Source organism: Paenibacillus sp. LjRoot153, assembly GCF_964253085.1.
Lineage (GTDB): Bacteria > Bacillota > Bacilli > Paenibacillales > NBRC-103111 > Paenibacillus_E.
This window is the reverse complement of record NZ_CAXUQH020000001.1, coordinates 1,331,992-1,353,109: the sequence shown is the minus strand read 5'-3', so window position 1 is coordinate 1,353,109 and position 21,118 is coordinate 1,331,992. Positions and strand designations below refer to the sequence as shown.

The following is a 21,118-nucleotide window of genomic DNA, read 5'->3' as shown; positions in this document are numbered from 1 at the left end:
CCAACTGTACAATTGAAAGGTAAGGTAGAACAATCGTTCATTTTCCCTCGATCAACAATATTCTCAAACAAAAGTTAAAACTTAAATTTCTCTCTGCAGCATCCCACTGATTCCCTTGCCTTTCTTTACCATAATCCTAGTGCTGTACTTGATTTAAGGCAAGCGCAACATTCACATATTGCAGCTAGTTGTCCTCTCGCTGGATACGCTCCTTGAATTGTCAGAGGGAAATTTATGCTTCTTCGCTACAGTGAATGTCTGACGCCGTTATCACACTATATTTGATTTGTTACAACAACCTGAGGCGACTTAGCTCTTACAAATATGTGAAAATGCCCTTCCCCTATAGACAAGGGAAAGGGCAACTAACAAATTAATGCTGGTCAATCAAATATTGAGCGTCTCGCAGCAGGTAAGATGCAGCTTTACTCGAAATATGTTTTCCGTTTTGTGCATGCACTTCGTGAACAAACGACTCTAGATTATTTTTCCCCAATTTTTGAAGCAAACTATTGGCAATTCCAGCATTATCGATTTGATGATCACTTGTAAAACGTGTGACTAGTGACTTTAAGGCATTGATGCTTGTTGAAGTTTCGAAAGTAATAATTTGACTCTTTTCGTTTCCGGCCATATCGCTTGCTCTCACAACATACGTATGCATACCAAGCGGCAGCGTATATAGGGCAATCGGCGTACCTTGTTGTACTACATTCGAATCCAGCGTTACCGTTACCTTGACAGGATCAACGCCCGACAACTGATCGTCCAACTCGATAACGGATGTAATATCCACAGAATCGCTGTACGTACCGTATACCAGACCGGATACCGTAATCGTCGGTGCAGTCGCGTCCAAATTGAAGCTGATCGTTTTTGAAACTTCCACATTGCCGGCGTTGTCCGTCGAACGGTATTTTACCGTATACTTGCCGTCTTGGCCCAATGTTACGGGCGCAGTGTAGCTTTGCCATGTGCTGCCACCGTTCAGACTGTAATTCATTGTAGCCACACCGGAGAGATTGTCGGCTGCGCTTAAGGTGATTACTACCGGATTCACATACCAACCATTTTGTCCATCCGGCTGCGCAGGCGTCACCGCAGCTGTTGAAACGGGTGCAATCGTTTCATGGACCGTCAACGTGAGGGACGCCGTCTTGACTGTGGATCCAATGCTCGCGGTCACCGTGATCTTAGAGCTGCCCGGCTTGATCGCTGTAACTAATCCGAGCGCGTCCACGGTCATTACGGACGTGTTATCGCTGCTATAAACCACAGTAGCTACGCTCATATCCACAGAGGAACCGTCCTCCATCTTCCCGCTAAGCTGCAATTGCGCAGTCTTGCCCGCTTCCACATATGGCACAACATGGGATAAGCTTATAGACTGAACTACAGGGCCTCCCGGCTGATCCGACTGCCAGGTCGCTATGCTAACGATGTTACTCAGCCCCGAGAGATTACCGCTGTCATCAAACGCCCTGAGCGAATAGGCATACGACGTTGACGGAGTAAGAAGCTGATCGGTATATGCATATACATCAGCGGCTACTGTCTCTAACGGCAGCTCATTCCGGTAAATCCAATAGCCCTTTACCGATCTATTGTCGATGTATGGCTCCCAATGAATCCTGATCGCTTGAGCCGACAGGGCTGCTCCATCGAGCGGCTGGCCCACGGTCGCCACAGGCGGCTCCATATCGGGCTCAGCCCGCTTGGTTGTGATCAGCAGATAAGGCTCATTCACCTTTCCCTTGCTCTCGATGACAGCATTGATGCTTGCTACAGGCAGCGTCAGGCCTAGGCTGATCTGCCCATTGGAGCCATCGGCTTTTACCAGACGTATGGCCTCTGTCAGATCGGTCTCGCTCCATCCCCAATCGGCGGCGAGTCCTAGTCCGGCCAACCGGTCCAGCCGGGCGGGCTTCGTATTCCACGTCACCGTCCCTTCCGACCAAGCCGCGTTAGTCCGGTACACGTCCGCTGTGACCGCAGAAGGGCTTCCAATGCCGTACATCATCAGCCTAGCATTCGTAATTTCGCCATCCAGACCGCTCACATCAAACTTGATGAAGCTTTCACGGGTAAAGCTCTCGCTGCCGTCCTTCTTAATCTCGAGATTACTCGTCCGGTAATTCGAGTTAGCATAGCTGCCTCCACGCACATAAGCATCATCGGTTGGCAGCAGTTTCGTCACGTTACCGTCGATCACCTGGATAAAGCTTTCTGCGCTACGCGAAACGCCGTTCAGCGTTACCGTAACGCGAATGACCGCTGTGCCTTCACCCAGCGCCGTGACCTGTCCAATGGTATTGACCTCCGCCAAGCTGGGCGTAAGGCTCTCATACCGGATCATCGCACTCCCAAGCTGTGCCGCGAAACCCGAGTTCATCACTCCAGCCGTTTGCAACTGTGCCTGCTGGCCTATGCCTAGAAGCTGTTTGTCGGCCGTAAGTGTGACGCTCTCCAGCTCACGCGTTGCGGACGTCTCAATCCGTAAGTATGGCTGATGGTCGCTCGTCTCCCGGCTGTTGAACAGTGTGTACACACCCAGAGAAGTATCCTGCACAACTGCGAGCGACACGATCCCCGCGGCCGCTTCGTGATCACCACCGGCGTTCAGCTGCGCCCTCACATAATCTGTAGCATCGAAAACCCGCCACGCATAATCGTCCTTGGTGAAGAGCGCCGTCGACAGCTTACCGCCCAACGCAGGCTTATTCGCCCAGACCATACCGGAGCTACCAGACTCGATCCAGTCGTCGCTGTCCACACCATACAGGCTGTTCACCGTATCGCTGCCCGAGGCCGAGGCCCTACCGTATACCAGTAGCTTAGCCAAGCTGACAGATCCGGTGAGGGTGCCCAGATCAAACTTCAAAAACGACTGGCGCGTGGAGAGGTTATTACCTCCCTGGACGATCAACGATCTATCCGTCCCCGTATTGGTCGATGTCCCTTGTCGGACCGACACATCGGCCACTGGTACAAAATCGCGCACTGTCACCGTCCGGTTGTCATAGTCGATGCCCGTATTGCCCGACAATTCATTGCCGGACAGCACAATCCCCGTGCCCGCCTCGATGAAAATTCCGTTCGTATTGCTCACGATCCGATTGCCTTCAATCCTGATGTCGCGGGGCTCACCTGCGCCGTTGCCCCCGTCGCTTGGATTCCCGATATCGTACAACGTATGAATTGCCCAGAAGCCCGGCCCCGTATTGTTCTCAATCACATTATCCCGAACCTGGGTGCCCGGAGCATTTTTCAATCGGATTCCCGTCGTACTGGGCTTCATGAAGTTGGCGATGACATTATGGGCAATCACCGTATCTGGTGACCCCAGATAAACCTGAATCCCATACAGGGCCGAATTCTCGATACGGTTGTGATGGATGTAGTTGCCCGGTCCGGCTGCGTCATGCGTCGCCCCCGGATTGCCGACGCCGAAGCCTGCTTCGCCGCTGCCGATCACAGTGTTACCAACGAATTCATTCATATATTCATCCTCGCCGTGCATATCGATCGAGTCCAGCTTCGTCTGATACAGCTCATTGTCCGCAATCAGATTATTATGCGTCCAATTGCTCAACAGGATGCCATGGCGAAGGGACGGCCCATAGAAGCGGCTGTTGCGCACCACGTTGAATAGCGAATCGTTGGCCCGGCCCAACCGGCTTTCCTTTGACACCCCCTCCAACGACACCCCGTAGCCCGCTCCGCCCTCGGCGGTATCAGTCGCATTGCGTAGCGTGGCATACTGGATAACGACATCGCGGCTGCTGCGGACAAGCACGCCAACGCGCTGGAACTTCTCGATCGTCACATGGTCGAGAATGATGTCGCGCGACGGATTCCCGTTGGCCGCCGTAATCAAGACAGCGGTCTTCGGACCGCCCCGCTCGGGATTGGCTACCGTCGTGCTCGTCGGATACGCACCCTGCCAGCTTGCCGTCAGCGTCATGCTCCGAACGGCAATGCCCTGCTGACCCGCGATACGCAAGATGATGCCTTCATTCGTCGCATAGTCGCCGATGTTCTTGGCATGGTCGGAGACGAGCAGCACTCCTTCCTCGCTTTCCCCACGAAGCTGAATGCCTGAGTGCAGCAGCAGGTGCGAAGCGCTGTCACTCGCCGTGCTGGTTAACTGGTAATGCCCATTGGGAAAGTACACCTCGTCCCCGGGCTGCGCCGCTGCGATCGCTGCCCGGATCGCAGCGGCGTCTTCCGTCCCGGTATCCGCCGTCGTCGCACCGAAATCCACGACATTAAGCGTCCGCCCCGTCACCACAGGAAGCTCGGGCACCGAATGGGACGTCCCGTCCGGCTCATACAGCCCCGGTCTCGTATGAGGCAGCGCCGCCGGATCGGGACCGGTCGGGGGAAGCTCAAGCGGACTCAGTACGAAGCCGTCCGGATGCGGCTTATATACCTGGACCTCAGTAATACTGTTCCAGTCCGTCGATCCGGCGCCGAGCCCCACAATCCGCACATATCTGCCCGTGGTTGGGGTGAAACCGAACGCCTCCAGTTGCACCGAGGTGCCGCTACCGCTGCCCGAGAACACGGTCGTCCAGGAGTCGGCATCGGCGGACACCTGAATATCGAACTTCAGACTACGCTGGTCGCCCCGATAAAAGGCCATGCCGATATAGCCGATCGGCTGTATCGCCCCCAAGTCGAGCTGCAGCCATTGACCGACGCCACTAGCCGACCAACGGGTCGTCAGATCATGATCGATCGCATTGTCAGGGATATTCTCATCACTCATACTAGCGCTGGCAGCCACAATCGTAAGCGCTTTCACAACTTCGGTTGCAGAAGCAGCCTGAACCACTGTCTCGCCGGCCCCAAGCTCTTGTCCGCCTCCGTTTGCTTCTGCTCCCTGAGCCGGTGCCCATGCCAGCGAAGAAAACAGAAGCAGCCCCGCCACTCCCGTGCTCAAAATCCGTTTTATCCTCTTCATCCTATGTCCCTCTTTCTCGTTAGGATAAGCCGATCCGTACGCCCGGTCATCCGGGCGAACGATCAACCGTTTTCCATATCGCTAAGCCTATTTCATATACCGGTCATAAGCAGCCTGCTGAATACTGATCACTTCATCCAGTCCCATCTCCTTGAGCTGCTGACGGAACTTCTCGAAGTTGCCAGCTACCGGCTCAGAGCCCAGCACCCACTTCTGGAATTTCTCGTCGGTGAACGTCTGGATGCTCTTCATGATCGAATCAAGCTTTTTCTTCTCCCCATCCGTAAACGTCAGCACCGGAAACTGCTCGATCGGGTATTTCTTCTCGTTGTATTCCTTCACTCCGGCCAACGCCGTCTTGTTCGTCCATTGCTCCTCATAGGCAAAATCCTGATGGAAGCCAACTTCCATCTGCGCCCCATCCGCCTGCAGCGCCTCAAGCACCGGCTTACTGCCTGTCAGCAGACTGTTCTTGAATTTCGGCTTGCCGTCTACGAGATCGTAGTGAATGCCTTCGATCCCAAAGTTCATCAGTCTCCGTCCTTCCGGAGTAAACCAGAAATCGAAATATTTGATCGTTTCGACCTGATGCTTATTAGAGCTGGAAATAGCCCACCCACTTTCGCTTACCGTAGCCCGCTTCGTCTCTTCACGGATGACCCCGTCGCTGCTGGCCGGGGGGGCCATCGGTGCGAACAGAATGCCCGGTACCTTATCCTTGAGAGTATCATTATAGCCCGTCGTACTGGAGAACCAGTCATGTGAAACGCCACCGACGTTATCGCCGAGCAGCACCTCGCGCGCCTTCGCCCCGCGGGTGAAAATTTCTGGATCAATCAAACCTTCCTTATACCACTTGGCAATATTCGCGACCGCCGTCTCGTAGTTTGCCTCATAAGGGCCATACTTCACCTTGCCCTGGTCCGCATATATGCCGCGGTATGAATTCCAGAACAGCAGCAGATCTTGTGCTCCTCCTTTGTTCACACGGTTGAAGTACGGAATTTCATCAGCCTTGCCATTCTTATTGGGGTCCTTCTCCTTGAACGCCTTTAGTACCTGGTACAGCTCGTCAACCGTTTTCGGCTGCTGCATATTAAGCGCTTTCAACCAATCCTGGCGGATAAACCAGCCCTTCGCGACCAGTCCATCCGGGACGAACGAAAGGAAATACATCTTGCCGTCAGGTGCCGTAGCGAATTTCTTCACATCCGGCCGTTGCTCCAGGAACGCCTTAATATTGGGCGCATGCTTGTCGATCAGCTCATTTAATGGAGCGAACGCGCCTTCGGAGCCGTATTTGTTGAAATCCCCCTTCACGTTGTAATGCACAATGTCGGGAATGTCGCCGGATACCATCATCAGATTGAACATTTCCTTGCTGTTGGTCGCCGTCTGCGATGCGGTTCCCTTCAACGTCACATTCGTACGCTTAGCCGCTTCCTTGAACACCGGGAAATTGTTGTCGTAAATATACCGGTCACCGTAATGCATATGCATCGTCAACTCCACCGGCTTGCCCAACTCCCGGCCTTGATCCGGTGCAGACGAAGGCACTGCTTCCTTGGCATCCTGACCGCATCCTGCCGCCGATAAAGCCACAACCAACGTCAGCGCAGCCCCTACTCCTTTTTTCCATACCAGTTGCTTCATATTTATACGTCCCCCTTATGTGTAGTGGAGCCAACTTACCCTTTCACCGAACCGACCAAGGCCCCTTTGGCAAAATATTTCTGAATTAGCGGATAGACGACCATCATCGGGATGATGGAAACAATAATAGTGGCGTAAATGACCGTCTCCTGGGAAACGAGTGTCGCGGAGCCGAAATCGACCAACTGCTCGCTCAGGTTGTTTTCCACAATCAGCTTCTTCAGCAGCACCTGCAGCGGAATTTTATCTTTATCCTTCAGGACGATCATCGCCCAGAAGTACCCATTCCAGCGTGTAACGGCATAGAACAACCCGACCGTCATCAGCGAAGCCCGGGACAACGGCAAGTACACCGTCCATAAAATCCGGTAATCGCCTGCGCCGTCAATCTTCGCCGCCTCCTCCAGTTCCACGGGCACGCTTTGGAAAAACGTACGCAGCAGAAACACATAGAAGGTCGTCACCGCGAACGCGATAATGATGGTAAAGCGCTCATTCAGCATGCCCATATCCCGCAAATTCAGATAGAAAGGAATCATCCCGGCGTGAAACCACATCGTCAGCGCGATCAGAAAGTTGATGACTCCCTTCCCCTTCAACCTTTTCTTGGATAGTGGGTAAGCCCCACAAATCGTCAGAAACAAGCTTACCAACGTGCCCACGACCGTGTAATAGAGCGTGTTGGCGTAGGCCACCCAGATGCTTTTCTGCATCAGGACTTTGACATAAGCCTCAAGATTGATGTTCACCGGCAGCAGCAGCACCTTGCCGGATACGACCGCATCGCCAGAGCTCAGCGAGGCCGACAGCACATACACGAACGGATACAGCGCAGCAAGTCCAATCATCGATAACAAGAGCGTATTGACCGCATTGAAGCATTTATCACCTAACGAGGTTCTCATTCCATTCACCTACCAAAGTCCAGTCTCGGTCAGCTTCTTGCTGAGCCGGTTAGCCATAATAACGAGCAGCAGACTGACGCTGGCGTTGAACAACCCAGCGGCTGTCGCCAGATCGTACTGCCCTTCCTGCAGACCGGACCTGTACACATAGGTGCTGATCACGTCCGCCGTCTCATATGTTGCGGGCTGATAGAGCAGTATAATCGCTTCGTAGCCAACTTCCATCAGTTGTCCGATCTTGAGGATCAGCATGATCGCAATCGTCGGAATGATCGAAGGCAGCGTGACATTCCATATTAGCTGGAAGCGGCCAGCCCCGTCGATCTTCGCCGCCTCGTACAGCGCCGGGTTCACCCCGGCCAATGCCGCAATGTACACGATGGCGCCGAAGCCCATCTCCTTCCATATATCCATGGAAATAATATAGATGATCCGGAAGTACTCCGGCTTCGTCAGGAAATACAGCTTTTCCCCCCCGAACAGCTGGAGGATGGAATTGACGACACCTGTCGAAGGGGCGAGAAAGTTCGTGACGATGCCTGCCACCACCACGATGGAAATAAAATGCGGCAAATACGTAAACGTCTGGACGAATTTCTGGAAAAGCCGGTTTCTCACTTCGTTCAGCAGCAGCGCCAGCACGATCGGCGCTGGGAAGGCGAAGATCAGCTGATATAAGCTGAGCAGCAGCGTGTTTTTCAGCGTTCTCCCGAAATACGGGCCATTAAAAAATTGTTTAAAATGCTCCAGCCCGACCCAGGCGCTGCCCTCGATGCCTTTGAACAGGCTGAAATCCTTGAAGGCGATCTGCAGACCATACATCGGTTTGTACATAAATAACGCATACCAAGCCAAGAATGGTATCAGCAGTAAATACAGCCGCCATTCCTGTACAATATGCTTTCTGATCGTTACCACCAAAAGCGCTTTCAACTCCCCCTACTTCTAGGATCATTTGTCGTATCCCGGATACAGTTCTCACTTTAACGAACAGGGTTGGAGGCGTCTATCACCATGATTTTGGTATCACCATCATTTCACGAAAAGGAGGAAAATCGACGTATTTTAGCTATCGAGCTTCGTTCAGACCCGCTATTTCTTCGCATATTGACCGGGAGAGATACCCTCATATTTACGGAACATGCGGATGAAGGTGTTAACGTTATTGCAGCCCACCCGCAAAGCCAGCTCAGCGATTTTCACCTTCTCCGTGTCCATAATTTCTTTGGCCTTCTTCACCCGATACAGGTTTAGGTAATCCTTGAAGTTTTCACCCGTATGCTTCTTGAAGGCTCCGCTAATATAGCCAAGTGAGAATCGATGCATTTCCGCAATCTCCGACAAAGACAGGTCGCGAGTGTAATGCTCATGCACGTAGTCGACGATGCCCTGCATCTGTGTCTGATCCAGCATCGTCTGCTCCGAATGAATGAGTCCGATCAACCGCTCGAACAGCTCAAACAAGGCTGACCTTGCCTCGACATCCTCAGCCGCATGATGAAGCTTCCGGAGTGCCTCCGCCACTTCGCCCTCATCCGTATCCAGTACTTTGTTCAACTGCTGGAGAATCCGGTTTACCGTGTTTTGTAGTGCGTATACGAAATGCGTCCAGCCGGTTCCGCCGATCGCCTCCCTGCTCCGATTCTCATCCAACAACCGCTGCAGCAGGAGGAAAACGTTCTCCCGTTGTCCGCGAATGACACTCCCGATCAGCTCGCGCTCCCCATCGAGCGGATAATAAAACCGGTCGTTCATCTGTCCGTCCAGATCGCTTCGCACGATGACGAGACGGGAGGTGCGCAGTACCCCATAATCCAGCCACTGCACCGCCTGCCGGTAAGCCCTTTCCCACTCGCCGCCCGCCAGAACCGGGTCGCCCAGCGCAGCGACCAGACGCAAGCCGACGCTCGCCTCGATCTCCATCAGCACCGAGCTTACGATCCGCTTCGCCAGTTCGCTATCGTCCCCCTGCAGCATGATGCCCATGCGACGGTAGTCGAAATCGAATACTTCGCACAAGCCTTCCTTACTCAGCCGCTCCGAGAGCAGCAATTGGAGCTGCGACTTAAACGTAACGAGAGCTTCCTTCGTGTAGTGGCTCGCCACCTCCGAATAGCTGGCGAATTCAACAACGCATACCAGGCTTGGCGAGGCTAGCCAGACGAGGCCGTGCTTCTCCAGCTCAGCGGCCGCCCGTTCCTGCGGCAGCAAGCCATGGAGCATGTCCCGCAGCAGCTTGTCCTTGAGCGAAACCTTGCTTTGCATCATCGCTTGCCGCATCTGTACGTTAGCCCTCTTCATCCGGGCTGTCGTATCACGTATAAACGTAAATTCATCCCTTTCCTCCGAATCCTTCTCCTCTAGGTCTTCATCCGAGCGCAGCAAGCTGACGACATGGCCGATCGGCAGGTACATCCGGCGGGAAATCCAGTAGGCCAGGCCCCCGCCGAGCAGCAGCAGCAGTACATAGACAAAACCCGTTACCGTTAACTGTTCCTTCATCGCCGACCAGGGGGCGAACCGTTCCGCCACGTAGACAAACGTCCAAGTTGGCAACACCTGGGAGCGCAGCGTATGCACGGACAAACCGTCTCGGAACGAAAGGCCGTCTTTTCCTGACTGAACCGTCGGCAGCACGTTATCGCGAACCTCATCTTTCCGCTCCGGCTGGAAAGCGGACTTGTAGGCGAGCAGCCGCTCCCCATCCAGAATGGCGATGGCACTTTCGCCGTCAAGCCCGAGTACCGGCAGTAGATAACGTTCGTGGAAGGATAAATAGAAGTACAAAGCGCTGCCCGAGAGCACTTCCACTTTTTTCGTAAGTGTAATCAGAGTATCGGCTTCGTATGGCTTCGGAGTCCGCCGCACCCCCATGTCTTCGGCCTCGTTCGAATCGGGCGTCAAGCCCATTTCGTTCCAGTACCGGTCCTTTGTAATCGTGTAGCTGGGCGTGATGACCAGATCGTCATTGTCCTTGGTAATGTCTATCCGGTAGCCGAAGTCACGGAACGCATTGCTGCTCTTCTGAAGCTCATTATAGATGCTCGTAATGTTCGCATAGTCCCGCTGCGGATTGCGCGCGTACGCGACAATCGTCTCCTGTTCCTTCATCTGGTCCGACAGCGTAAGTGCGAAGCGCAATTTCATATCCGCCTGATCGCGCATTTGTTCCAGATAGACCGCCTGCTTGCGGTACAGTTCCCGGTTGACGTGCTCGTTGCTCTGGTAAATGAATAAGCCTGCCGCAATCAGTGTATAGAGAATCACCAGCACCAGATAGGCGGACAGCAGCTTGAGAAAAAATCTTTTTTTGATCATGGGAACCCTCCTCTATCTACGAAAGAGATTCAGATACTATAACCGTAAGGCGACGGTCTGTCTATCATCAATATTTTGCTATCGCGATTTCTTCACGAATCTGCTCTCGGAAGTGTCGTACTGCCGCGCAGATCGCGTAGATTGATGGTTTTCCGCAAAAACACAATTAGTTCCTGCAAACGTATTTGGACAATCACCAATTGTGAAAATGAAATAAAGCAAAAATCCATCCCTCAAGGATGGATTTTTGTAATTGCGACCTGTTTTCAGATTGGGGTTAAATGAGCCTCGCCATCAGTAAAATTTTAACGTGCTTATGAAAAAACACCTTAATTTGATCTTACTACTTGGTTACATTTACTATCTTCGTATCACTGGAAGTGGTTCCCGCATAGTTGACGAGCTCACCACGATATTGATAGGTGCCAATTGCTCTATTCGTTATGGTCGTTACTCCCCCTTGGACGTACGGTGAATTACTCGTCAGTGCTTGTGTATAAATGAGAACACCGTTCTCATATAAATAATACACACCGCCATTGGTTCCCCACCACATATTCATGCTGACTTTGAAATTCCCGTCGCCATCCCAATTGTCATTTGAAAGGACCGGTTTAGCCGGTGTTGCCTGAGTAACGATAACGGTCATAATGTCACTTCTCGTTGTGCCAAAAGTATTGGTGAGTTCAGCGTAGTAGCGGTAGGTCCCATTCATCTTGTAGGTAACTGACGTTACGGTAGATTGGGCACTCGGTGAATTATCCACAAGAATTTGGGTCTCGATGAGCACATCATTTTCATACAGCTTATAGATTCTACCGTTATCTCCCCACCACATATCCATTTTCACCCTGTAATTACCGTCTTGAATGCCAGTATCAAATCCATTGTCATTAGATAGATCAGGTTTTCCCGGCACACCTTTGCTTTTCGTAATCATGTTGTTTACGGTTGCGGTCGCAGTACCTTGATTGCCTGCATCATCAACAAATTCAAAAGTAAAGCTGCCGTTCATGAGGAACGAGTAGCTGTTTGCCCCCCCGTTGTTCGTGATCGTTACATGTTCGCTTGGCGTAATGGACGCTACTACAATATCATTGGTCGGTGTTGTGCTGCTATATGCGACCGATGCAGTCGGCACTGTCATGTCTGCAATGTCTACGATCGTCATCGAATAAGGCTTCAATTGGATCTGTCCGGCAAAACTTGAGACAGGTGCCTCTGGCAACGGATTGACCTGAGGAGCGTCCAGCCAGCTCGCATTCGGATTGGTGAGGTAATCCGGCAAAGGATTTTCTCCCCCGTATATCCAATTCGTCTTGAGCGCCGCTCCTGGTACGGATACGTTAACTGGGTTCATCGTGCGGTTGGCAAATACGACCTTCTTAATGCCGCTTGCATCGCCGAATCCCCATGCGCCAACATCCGCGACATTATAATATACATTCGTTGCTATAAAGCGAAGTTTTTCATTTTGAACATTGCCCTGTGCGAGATTGATCTTGTAGAAACTGCTGTTTGCGTCAAGCAAATCGCCCAATGCTTTAAATACATGAAAATTCGGTAATTTGACGAGATCGCCATTCGATGCCTGCTGCACGATTCCAAACCCCTGAGTATCCACCATCGCGTGCACGTCGGTAATCGTCACTGCGCCTGACTCGATCATTTGCAGCACCCGTTCCATACTGTGGATCGCAAATCCTGGTGTCTTCATGAACTGTTTGCGTGCCTTCTCGTTTAAGTCCGTCTCTCCGAAAATGACCGTCGGAAGCGAGGACCATTCCGTTACCCACATTTCCTTGCCCGGGAATTGATTTTTTTGAATGATGAGCCCTTCCAATGCGCTTTGGTTATACGTATACAAATAGTCCATCATCTTGCTGTTCGTCAAATCATTCAGATACGGAATAGGGGAATACACATGGACGATGATCGCATCGTAGAAACTGGTGTCTTGCGCCAGGCTCTGGTTCCAAGCAGCAACCCGTCCCCCCTGCGTTGCTCCCCAGTCGACGTTAGGATCTGGCTGATTATTGGGGTCAGCAGCGATCCTGTCTTCAAGGTCTTTTGCGACCGCGACAATACCAACTTTTATGGTTGGGTCGATGTTTTTGATGCCCTGATAAATCAATTTGCATTTTGCAATGTACTCGTTTACCGATGGAAATGCTTTATCAAAGAAAATGGAATATAGCTCATTCCCCATTTCCACATAAATAGGCTGGGTTGTCAGCTGCTTCATCTGCCGAATTTGAGTCATAATTTCATCTACCGACTGTGAGATGACGTTCAAGTCATATACGTACGGCACACCCAAAGTATTAGCCAGATGGTACGAATTCGCAAGGGATAGCCCAGGAAAACCCGGCTTTAAGCTTACATTTTCAATAGCCCCGATCGTTTTATTTCCGTAAAATTGCTGATAACGCGGATCCTTCGAATTAATAAGGGTACCTTCGTTATACATGTAGAAATCAGCACCTGTTCCATCCGGACCACGCACGTTTTGCAGCTTGAGTTCCATGCCGAGATTATCATGACTTGCAGGTTGAAAATCGGTCACCCTGCCGATTTTTAAAACTTGTTCGTTATGCACCCCTAATAGATAAGGCGACAAAGCATTCGGAGTCGTATCGATCTGGAATTCCGCCGATGAAACGGTTGGACCCGGTATAGGATTCACCGTAACCTGGGTTGTGGCCGAAAATCCGCCGTCTACCGTAGTAACAGTAACCGTCGTCGTCCCGGCGGACAACGCTTTGATGGCTCTAGACTTGCTTGCTCCGCCGACCAAGCTTGCCACGGATGGGTCGCTGATTGACCATACGGTGAACAAGTTATCGGCATCAGTTGGAGCGATCGTCGCTGTAAGTTCCTCGGATTCCCCTACATATAGCGAAGTACTGGCCTTATTTAGGGAAACGCCTGTTGGCCGGACATAGACGACAACGTCACTCTTATCATGATAAGAACCGTCATACGTTGCAGCGGTAATAGTAGCCTGCCCCTTTGCGACGGCTGTGACAACACCAGTTTGATCGACTGTTGCTACAGCATGGTTGCTTGAGCTCAATACGACATTCTTGCCAGTTTTATTGGTGATCGGAATAGGCGCGCTATTTCCTCTGGCGTAAGCGGCCAGCTTGGTGCCCATGACTAACTTCGAGCTTTCATGGTTCCAAATTTTAATATCATCAATAGTCGCCTTTAGATTGTAAGTAGTCAACTGCACCTTGCCAAATGAATAAGCAACGTTGGAAATGGCTCCCGCAAACGTATAATCAGCATCCGCTGCGGTTTTTACATATACTTGAACCGAATCGTCCAAAGCAGCCAGTTTGATATCGTAATCTACCCCTTGATTAAATGTCCCGGAATAAAAAGACTGCTCCGTACCGCCTGCTTTAATATAGCTTAATCCGGTCCCCCTGATCAGCAGCCGTGTGTAATCGGATTCGCTCACATATCTAAGCTTAATGGAAATGAAGTTTCCGGCCAAATTGTCTCCACGATTAAACCGCATCGCAATCGTCTGATTTCTCCATTGTGCATTCGCCCCTTTGAGTTCAATCAGAGAGGAAGCGGTTGTTGTCGAAGATAAGCGGGAATTATCAACCATCCAAGTGCCCTGTACAGGATTCCATAGATTCATACCATTGCTGAAATCGTCCTGGAACTGCAACACCCCTATGGAATCCACCGGATCTTTCACATAGATATCGAATTTCACTTGCGACAAATTGTCTGCCGTAGCGGCAGTAATAGTAACTAGTCCTCTGCTTAACCCGGTAACCACACCGTTTCCATCAACAGTTACCTTCGCCGCATCGCCAGAAGTCCATATAACCGAATTTCCAGTCGCATTTATTAATTGCAAATTGGATTGACTTCCCACGTTCAAAGAAGACAATATGTTTCCGTTAGCCATAAAAGCCGAATCGCGCAAATTGACAACGCTTACATTATCGAGCTGCGCTTTATCGTTGAAGGTTGAAAATCTGACCTTTCCGCTTTGAACGGGTACACCCGTAATCGTTCCTACACTCGTATAATTGGTTTCCGATTCAGTTTTTGCATATACGGTTGCCGTGCTTCCCGATATATTCATCTTGATGTCGTAGTTACTGCCAACGGTAAATTTATAGCCGGAAAGGGACACCTCGCTAGACCCATTAATGGTATAACTTAACCCGATAGGCCGGATCATCAAGCTCAAATTGCTGGTATTGCTACTATATCTCGTATATACTCTTGTAAATCCACCTCCTGGCGTTTCCAAGATTTTCAGCCTAAAATCAACGATTTGATCCTGCCAAACCGAATTCGTCCCTTTCATCTCAATATTGTTCGAGCTGGACGATGTAACGCGAAGTGCGCCGTTATCGACGACCCATGACCCGTTAATTCCATTCCACAGTGACATCCCTGCACTGAAATCATCCTGAAATTGAAGGACGCCTGTACTTCCGGCGGCAAATCCTTTAGGTAGCGGGAGTAACAACGAAACTAGAAGAGTACATAAAATGAGCCCCGACATTATCTTTTTATACATCATGCATCCACCCTTTCTTTATTATATAATTCAATAATGTAAGCGTTTCACTTTCAATCTAAAAAGAAAACAACAAGGTTGTTCCGTGCCTACTTGAACACAGAGCAGCCTTGCTGCCCCCTCTTACAAACTACTTATTCCACAATCTCACATTGGAATTCATTGGCTCCCAAACGAATCACTCGGTTTTGGAAAGAAATCTGCTTCTCCTCAGCGGTATCATTCCAAAATACGAAGAGTCTTCTCGCATGATGAACGTATTCCGTTTTGATGATTCCCTCAGGCAGCTCCATATCAGTACCCAGTGAAAAAGTACCGTGATAGAAAAATTCGGCGTAGCGATCGCGTAAGGCGATCAGTTCCTTAACGTGGCTCGCATAGGCCGGAGCCGCAGTCACTGTTGCCCGAGAGCGGTAAATAGCAATGTCAAAGCGGTATCCATACACAAAAGCGAAGTGAAGCTGCTGTTTAAAATCGCTTCTCTCATCATGCATGTAGCGATTGGACATAATCGTCTCGGGGAACGTTTGCCGATAAAGCTCAGGGAACGACTCTTCGTCTTTAAAACTCGCGTATTGGCAACTATGATGGAAATCCAGGAGAGGCGCATAGCAGTCGACAACGAATTCAGAGCCGAAAGCTTTATCCCCTGTGCATAATTCACGCATTTGCTGCAAATTGCGCCGCCGATAAACCGTCTCGTTATCCCCCCGGTTTCCATGATCATGCGAAGCATCGAAACAGAGATGTGGAAAATGTCCAGCGATCTGATCGTAGAAAATGGAGTCCGGGTTGTAGCTTAGTTTTTGTTGACCGATCTGGGTAAGATGCTTATTCCATTCATCGGTCGCCTGACAGGCAGACACAAAGCTTTTGTAGCCAAAATTGCGCAGCAGCATGCCGTCATTGTTGAATTTATAATGCTCCCTGTACTCCATGCCATCAATATTTTTACGGCAAATCCGATATCCGGTTTCCTTGTAATAGTCTGATTTTACATCGATCAATACACCATTTGTGTAAAGCGCAACACGTCCCCCCCGACGCTGCACTTCCGCAATCGCTGCTTTAAACCCTTCTTCTCCGCCAAGAGCAGGATCAGGTTCATAAACCGGATAACCGTTATCGAAGCCGCCTTTCCACCATCCGAAGAGCAGAATCATTTCCACCCCGACTGCCTTGCCTTCCTCGTAGACTCGGGGTAAATCTTCATAACGGAAGTAAATTTTGCCGAACTGATGCTTCATAATGATTCGCTGCCAACCCGGGAGCTTCTGTACCCAATCGGGTTTCTGCGGTTCACTAAACCAACCGTCCGCCCATTGCCGGTAAATGGCCGAGCCTTGCCGCCAATCCCCGGGAACGAAGGCGACTACAGAGGTTGGGGAGGAAACTTCTTCTCCTCCTTGCACCAAAGGAAACTGAGAAACGGCTAGAACGAGACGCGGATCGCTGTTGCGCGGGCCTATTCCTGCGGCCAACACACACGTAGTGAAGTTGTCATCATGCCTTCCTACATAAAAGAAATGCGAACCGCTCTGCACACCGAACCAAGCCATACTGCCGAAACTCGGATAGGTCATGTCGAGCCAAATCTCATGGTCATCACTGGACATGTATTCAGTATGAGCCTTGTCAATTGCCGTCCAAGGATCTGCAAGTCGGTGTCCATGCCCCTGACTGCGGTACAGGACATCGCGAGAACGCTGTTCATCTGCAACGACGGATACATCTACGAACGGAAGTTTGACCTCATTAACCCTTACTTCGCTCTGATTGGTTACCTTGTATGAGAAGTGCAATTGCTCTCCTTCTACGAGGACCTGCACCCGAAACAATACGGGATAGGTATTCCCGTCCTCTGCTTCGAGCTGATTGTATTGGATAGCCAATCCACCCTCAATTTCGGTTACCGTCCCGCTCTGAAGACTTGAACGAACGGACATGTCGCGAAACTCGCCGTCATCCAGTTGAATTCTCCAGAAATCCGCTCCTGCACTCTCTTGTAATAGAAGTCCCTCCGCCGACCATCGTACGGATCGTCCCTGCGGATCTACAGCAAACTGTAATTGTCCTGCCTTAAGTGAAAAAGTCATTTTCCCAATCTGTCCTTTCCTTATCGTAAATAAAGACCGCCGTTCACATCCAGAATAATTCCGGTAATGTACCTAGCCTCATCGCTGGCTAGGAATACCGCCGCAGCCGCAACGTCTTCAAGCTTCCCTAAGCCTAAGGGGACGGATTCCGTTAAACTCTTTACCTTCTCATCCCCATGCGTTTGAAGTAATAATTCGGTTTCGATGATGCCCGGAGCGATCGCGTTAACGGTAATGCCATAAGGAGCGGCCGTGCGAGCGAGCGTTTTTGTGAAGCCGATCTGTCCACTTTTACTAGCAGCGTAGTGAACATGGCCATACAAGGCACCCTGATGTCCAACGACCGAACTGATGGAAATAATCCTTCCGCTTTTTTGCGGCATCATGATGTCCATGGCATACTTCGAGCATAAAAAGGTGCTCGTCAAGTTGTTGTTGATGATTTCATTCCAACTTTGCAGCGACGTTTCGCCTATCGTTTCCGCCCTGGAAGTGCCGGCATTGTTGACCAATATATCGAGGCGTCCATACTTCTCTACCGCCACATGAAACAATCTCTGGACATCCTCTTCTTGGCTGACATTAGCTTGAATCGCAATGGCATCCCGCCCCATCGCCTTGACCTGCTCAACAAGTTGAAGTGCGCTTTCCGTGATCTCCAGAGCGTTAATAATCACATTAGCTCCCGCTTCAGCCATTCCTAAGATCATCCCGCGTCCGAGACCTTGCGATGACCCCGTTACCATGACCACTTTGCCAGATAAATCAAACATAACGATGCTTCACCTCGGTTTCTAAAATGATTTAAAAGTAATGCTCGGCAGCCGGTGGTCGTATTTGAATAAGTTGCCCGTTATAATGCCTTAAATCGTGCGGGACAAAAGGATATTTAATGGCTGAGTCTTCATACAGTTCAATGCCTAACCCCGGTTTATCCGGGATCGTCATATAGCCATCCTCGAAATGCAGCTGTTCGTCCGTTATCTCTTTGCGCCAAGGCACATCACTTGCCATAATTTCCAGATAAAAAAAGTTAGGCGTGCAGGCAGCCAATTGAAGTGTAGCTGCGTTAGCTATAGGGCCGCTTGGATTGTGCGGGGCGAATGGAATATAGTTCGCTTCCGCCATTGCTGCAATTTTGCGGCATTCCATAATGCCGCCAGCATGGCTGATATCCGGCTGCACATAGTCAAGCGCTCTTCGCTTGAACACTTCACTGAATCCTTGTCGCGTAAACAATCGTTCTCCGCCTGCGATAGCCACCGGAGATTTCCGCCTTACATCTACCATGGCATCCAAGTTATCTGGCGGAACTGGTTCTTCGAACCACACTGGCTTGAAAGCTTCAATCTCCTTAGCGATATTAATCGCTGTAGGTACATTAAACCGGCCATGCCCTTCAATAAACAGATCCATGTCATAACCGACGGCATCTCTCACAATGCCTATGCATGCGAGAGCCTTATCCATTTCCTCATTCGAGAGGGTCATGTACGCTTTGCCGAACGGATCCCACTTGAGCCCTTTGAATCCTCGCTCCATCGCTTCCTTGGCTTTTACACCAAAATCCTCTACGCAAGTGGCGCCGGCAAACCATCCATTGGCATACACCTTCACCTTATCGTGAACCTTGCCCCCAAGCAGCCTGTGAACCGGAACGCTTAGTGATTTACCGTTAATGTCCCACAATGCCATTTCCACTGCACTAAGCGCAGACATCAGAACGGCTCCACCCCGCCAGTAGGCATCACGATATATATTGTGATAGTGCGCTTCGATATCAAACGGGCTTTTACCGATTAGGTAACGTTTTATATCTTCTATTGCCCCAGTTACAGCATTCTCTTTATACTCCAGCGTTGCTTCGCCAACCCCTGAAATACCTTCATCTGTGTAAATTTTGACGAATACGAAGTTTGTCCGGTAACAATCGACGACAAACGTATTCACGCCAGTAATTTTCATCTCCACACCCCTAAGAAACATGTCATATTTGTTCTCACGGACTGAATCGCCGCCCCTTGCACTCGATAGATAACACCCCCCAGAGCTGTTTGCTATGCAAAGTGATCTGGGGGGTGCGAAAGATAAGTTTTTCACCAAAGTATAGTTCCGGTAGCGTTAATCGCTGCTATCAGCCGTTACTTCAGCGGCTTGAAATCCGGCTGCAGATACTTGTTTAAATCCACCGTTTTCGCTTCCACATTGGCAGCCGTCAGTTTGTTGAACGCATCTCCCAGCTCTTGCAGTCCCTTCTCAATTTCCGGAAGCTCCTTGCCCCTGATAAACAGCTCCGACATGACGTCATTTACAACGGACGCTTTTTTGACATCGATTGAGCCCACTTTAAGCGGAGGGTTTAAAACGGAATAATCCAGCAGTGGCGCCACCGGATAATTCGTTGACTTCCCGTTGATGACAAAACCTGCTGATCCCTTGCGATCCACTGGTTGAATCGATTTTTCCTGAGCGGCAAGGTTTGTAAAGGAACCGAGACCCTTTTTGGCCAGCGTCACAAACATTTCATCGGAGATCATGAATTCCCATACCTTCTTTGCTTCTTTAAGATGCTCCGTTTTTTTGTTGATGCTGAATCCGCCCGCTGTCTCGTAGCCAGGCCCCCCCAGAACTTTCCCTGCCCAAGTAGGGAAGTCTGCCACGGCCCAGTCGATTTTTGCTGGAAACTGATCGTTGAATACCCCGATATCCCAGGTTGCGGCGGACAGCATGCCGATATTGCCCTCGGAAAACTGGGCGCGGATCATATCGTTGTCATAATTGCCTACGCCAGGAAAGACGCTGCCTTCCTTATTCACATCAATCCACCACTTCACATATTTAGCAAAAGGCGAAAAGTCATATTTTCCAGTTACGGCATTCCAGCCATCCCTGCCATAAATGTCTCCCGAAACAACTGCCGGATAAGTCACATAATACCGCCAGAATGCCGACTGCTTGATCGGCAGACCGAGACCGAACTTCTTGCCGCCTCCACTGGCTGTTATCTGTTTCGCATATTGCTGCATTTCCTGCCAGGTCGTTGGAGGTTTCTCTGGATCAAGTCCGGATGCTTTGAACAAATCCTTATTGTAAACTAATTTAAAAGTGGTGACGTTTTCAAAGACACGATCCAGTTCACCATTCTTGGAGGTTGGTGGAGCTGTAAGAGCGGATTTATCAAAGCGTTTGCGAATTTCCGGTGTGATCAAGGGATTCAAATCCAGTGGATAATCCGCAGTGGACAGATCGGGCGTATAATAAGCAATATCCGGAAGTTTACCCGCATTCAGCGCAAGCTTCAACTGCTCGTTATAGTTGTCCGAGTAAACCTTATAGTCAATTTGGATATTGTCAGGATTCGTTTCATTGAACTTTTTGATTAAGCCCTCACGAACCTCAAGATCATGCCGCGTGTTGGTCCAAACCTTGATCGTCACTTTTTCCTTAGGCTTTTCTTTCTCTACCCCCGCGGTGCTGCTGGCAACCTTGCCATTGTTTGTACCTGACGAGCACCCGGCAGACAAAGCCAGCGCCACGGCAGCTATCGTAATCAAACTGCGGCTTCCCCATTTACTTCTACTCAATTGCTTCAACCCCTCATCTTGATTTGAATTACACCCTCATT

At 50.4% G+C, this 21,118-nt stretch carries 11 protein-coding genes and 1 pseudogene; 1 reads left to right on the top strand and 11 read right to left on the bottom strand.

The annotated features are described in order from the left end of the window. Nucleotides 1–373: 373 nt before the first annotated feature. Nucleotides 374–3,796 (bottom strand): CBM96 family carbohydrate-binding protein, encoded by a 3,423-nt coding sequence (locus tag ACSQ8P_RS05990; protein ID WP_436239464.1) that lies wholly within the window; start codon nt 3,794–3,796, stop codon nt 374–376. Between the two features lie 30 nt (nt 3,797–3,826). Between ACSQ8P_RS05990 and ACSQ8P_RS05985 the strand changes: the two genes are divergently transcribed. Beyond that, nucleotides 3,827–4,102 carry a hypothetical protein gene (locus ACSQ8P_RS05985; RefSeq protein ID WP_436239678.1) on the top strand — a complete coding sequence of 92 codons (276 nt, stop codon included), beginning with the start codon at nt 3,827–3,829 and terminating at the stop codon, nt 4,100–4,102. Between the two features lie 6 nt (nt 4,103–4,108). Here the strand turns inward: ACSQ8P_RS05985 and ACSQ8P_RS05980 are convergent. The 10 genes and pseudogenes from ACSQ8P_RS05980 to ACSQ8P_RS05935 all read right to left on the bottom strand — a co-directional run. Continuing rightward, a pseudogene (locus ACSQ8P_RS05980) lies at nt 4,109–4,966 on the bottom strand (discoidin domain-containing protein); the annotation flags it as partial. Nucleotides 4,967–5,053: 87 nt separating this feature from the next. Then, on the bottom strand, nt 5,054–6,619 hold the full coding sequence (locus ACSQ8P_RS05975) for an extracellular solute-binding protein (protein WP_436234350.1): 1,566 nt from the start codon (nt 6,617–6,619) through the stop codon (nt 5,054–5,056). 35 nt (nt 6,620–6,654) lie between these two features. Beyond that, complete coding sequence (locus ACSQ8P_RS05970) at nt 6,655–7,524, bottom strand: carbohydrate ABC transporter permease (RefSeq protein ID WP_436234349.1); 870 nt, start codon at nt 7,522–7,524, stop codon at nt 6,655–6,657. A 9-nt stretch (nt 7,525–7,533) separates the two neighbouring features. Next, a complete protein-coding gene (locus tag ACSQ8P_RS05965; RefSeq protein ID WP_436234348.1) occupies nt 7,534–8,379 on the bottom strand; it encodes an ABC transporter permease in 846 nt (281 codons plus the stop codon). Between the two features lie 237 nt (nt 8,380–8,616). Next, nucleotides 8,617–10,842: a helix-turn-helix domain-containing protein gene (locus ACSQ8P_RS05960; protein WP_436234347.1), complete on the bottom strand. Its 2,226-nt coding sequence runs from the start codon at nt 10,840–10,842 to the stop codon at nt 8,617–8,619. A 343-nt stretch (nt 10,843–11,185) separates the two neighbouring features. After that, on the bottom strand, nt 11,186–15,397 hold the full coding sequence (locus ACSQ8P_RS05955) for an Ig-like domain-containing protein (protein WP_436234346.1): 4,212 nt from the start codon (nt 15,395–15,397) through the stop codon (nt 11,186–11,188). Between the two features lie 134 nt (nt 15,398–15,531). After that, nucleotides 15,532–17,493, bottom strand: a complete 1,962-nt coding sequence (locus tag ACSQ8P_RS05950) for a DUF6259 domain-containing protein (RefSeq protein WP_436234345.1) — start codon at nt 17,491–17,493, stop codon at nt 15,532–15,534. A gap of 20 nt (nt 17,494–17,513) precedes the next feature. Further along, nucleotides 17,514–18,266: an SDR family NAD(P)-dependent oxidoreductase gene (locus ACSQ8P_RS05945; RefSeq protein ID WP_057302473.1), complete on the bottom strand. Its 753-nt coding sequence runs from the start codon at nt 18,264–18,266 to the stop codon at nt 17,514–17,516. Nucleotides 18,267–18,297: 31 nt separating this feature from the next. Further along, a complete protein-coding gene (gene dgoD, locus ACSQ8P_RS05940; RefSeq protein ID WP_436234344.1) occupies nt 18,298–19,458 on the bottom strand; it encodes a galactonate dehydratase in 1,161 nt (386 codons plus the stop codon). A gap of 176 nt (nt 19,459–19,634) precedes the next feature. Next, on the bottom strand, nt 19,635–21,077 hold the full coding sequence (locus ACSQ8P_RS05935) for an ABC transporter substrate-binding protein (RefSeq protein ID WP_436234343.1): 1,443 nt from the start codon (nt 21,075–21,077) through the stop codon (nt 19,635–19,637). Between the last annotated feature and the right edge of the window lie 41 nt (nt 21,078–21,118).

Coding starts and splice junctions, on each gene's coding strand:
- ACSQ8P_RS05975 (WP_436234350.1), bottom strand. CDS start 6,619: ATGAAGCAACTGGTATGGAAAAAAGGAGTAGGGGCTGCGCTGACGTTG.
- ACSQ8P_RS05950 (WP_436234345.1), bottom strand. CDS start 17,493: ATGACTTTTTCACTTAAGGCAGGACAATTACAGTTTGCTGTAGATCCG.
- ACSQ8P_RS05970 (WP_436234349.1), bottom strand. CDS start 7,524: ATGAGAACCTCGTTAGGTGATAAATGCTTCAATGCGGTCAATACGCTC.
- ACSQ8P_RS05945 (WP_057302473.1), bottom strand. CDS start 18,266: ATGTTTGATTTATCTGGCAAAGTGGTCATGGTAACGGGGTCATCGCAA.
- ACSQ8P_RS05955 (WP_436234346.1), bottom strand. CDS start 15,397: ATGTATAAAAAGATAATGTCGGGGCTCATTTTATGTACTCTTCTAGTT.
- dgoD (WP_436234344.1), bottom strand. CDS start 19,458: ATGAAAATTACTGGCGTGAATACGTTTGTCGTCGATTGTTACCGGACA.
- ACSQ8P_RS05985 (WP_436239678.1), top strand. CDS start 3,827: ATGGTCGAGAATGATGTCGCGCGACGGATTCCCGTTGGCCGCCGTAAT.
- ACSQ8P_RS05960 (WP_436234347.1), bottom strand. CDS start 10,842: ATGATCAAAAAAAGATTTTTTCTCAAGCTGCTGTCCGCCTATCTGGTG.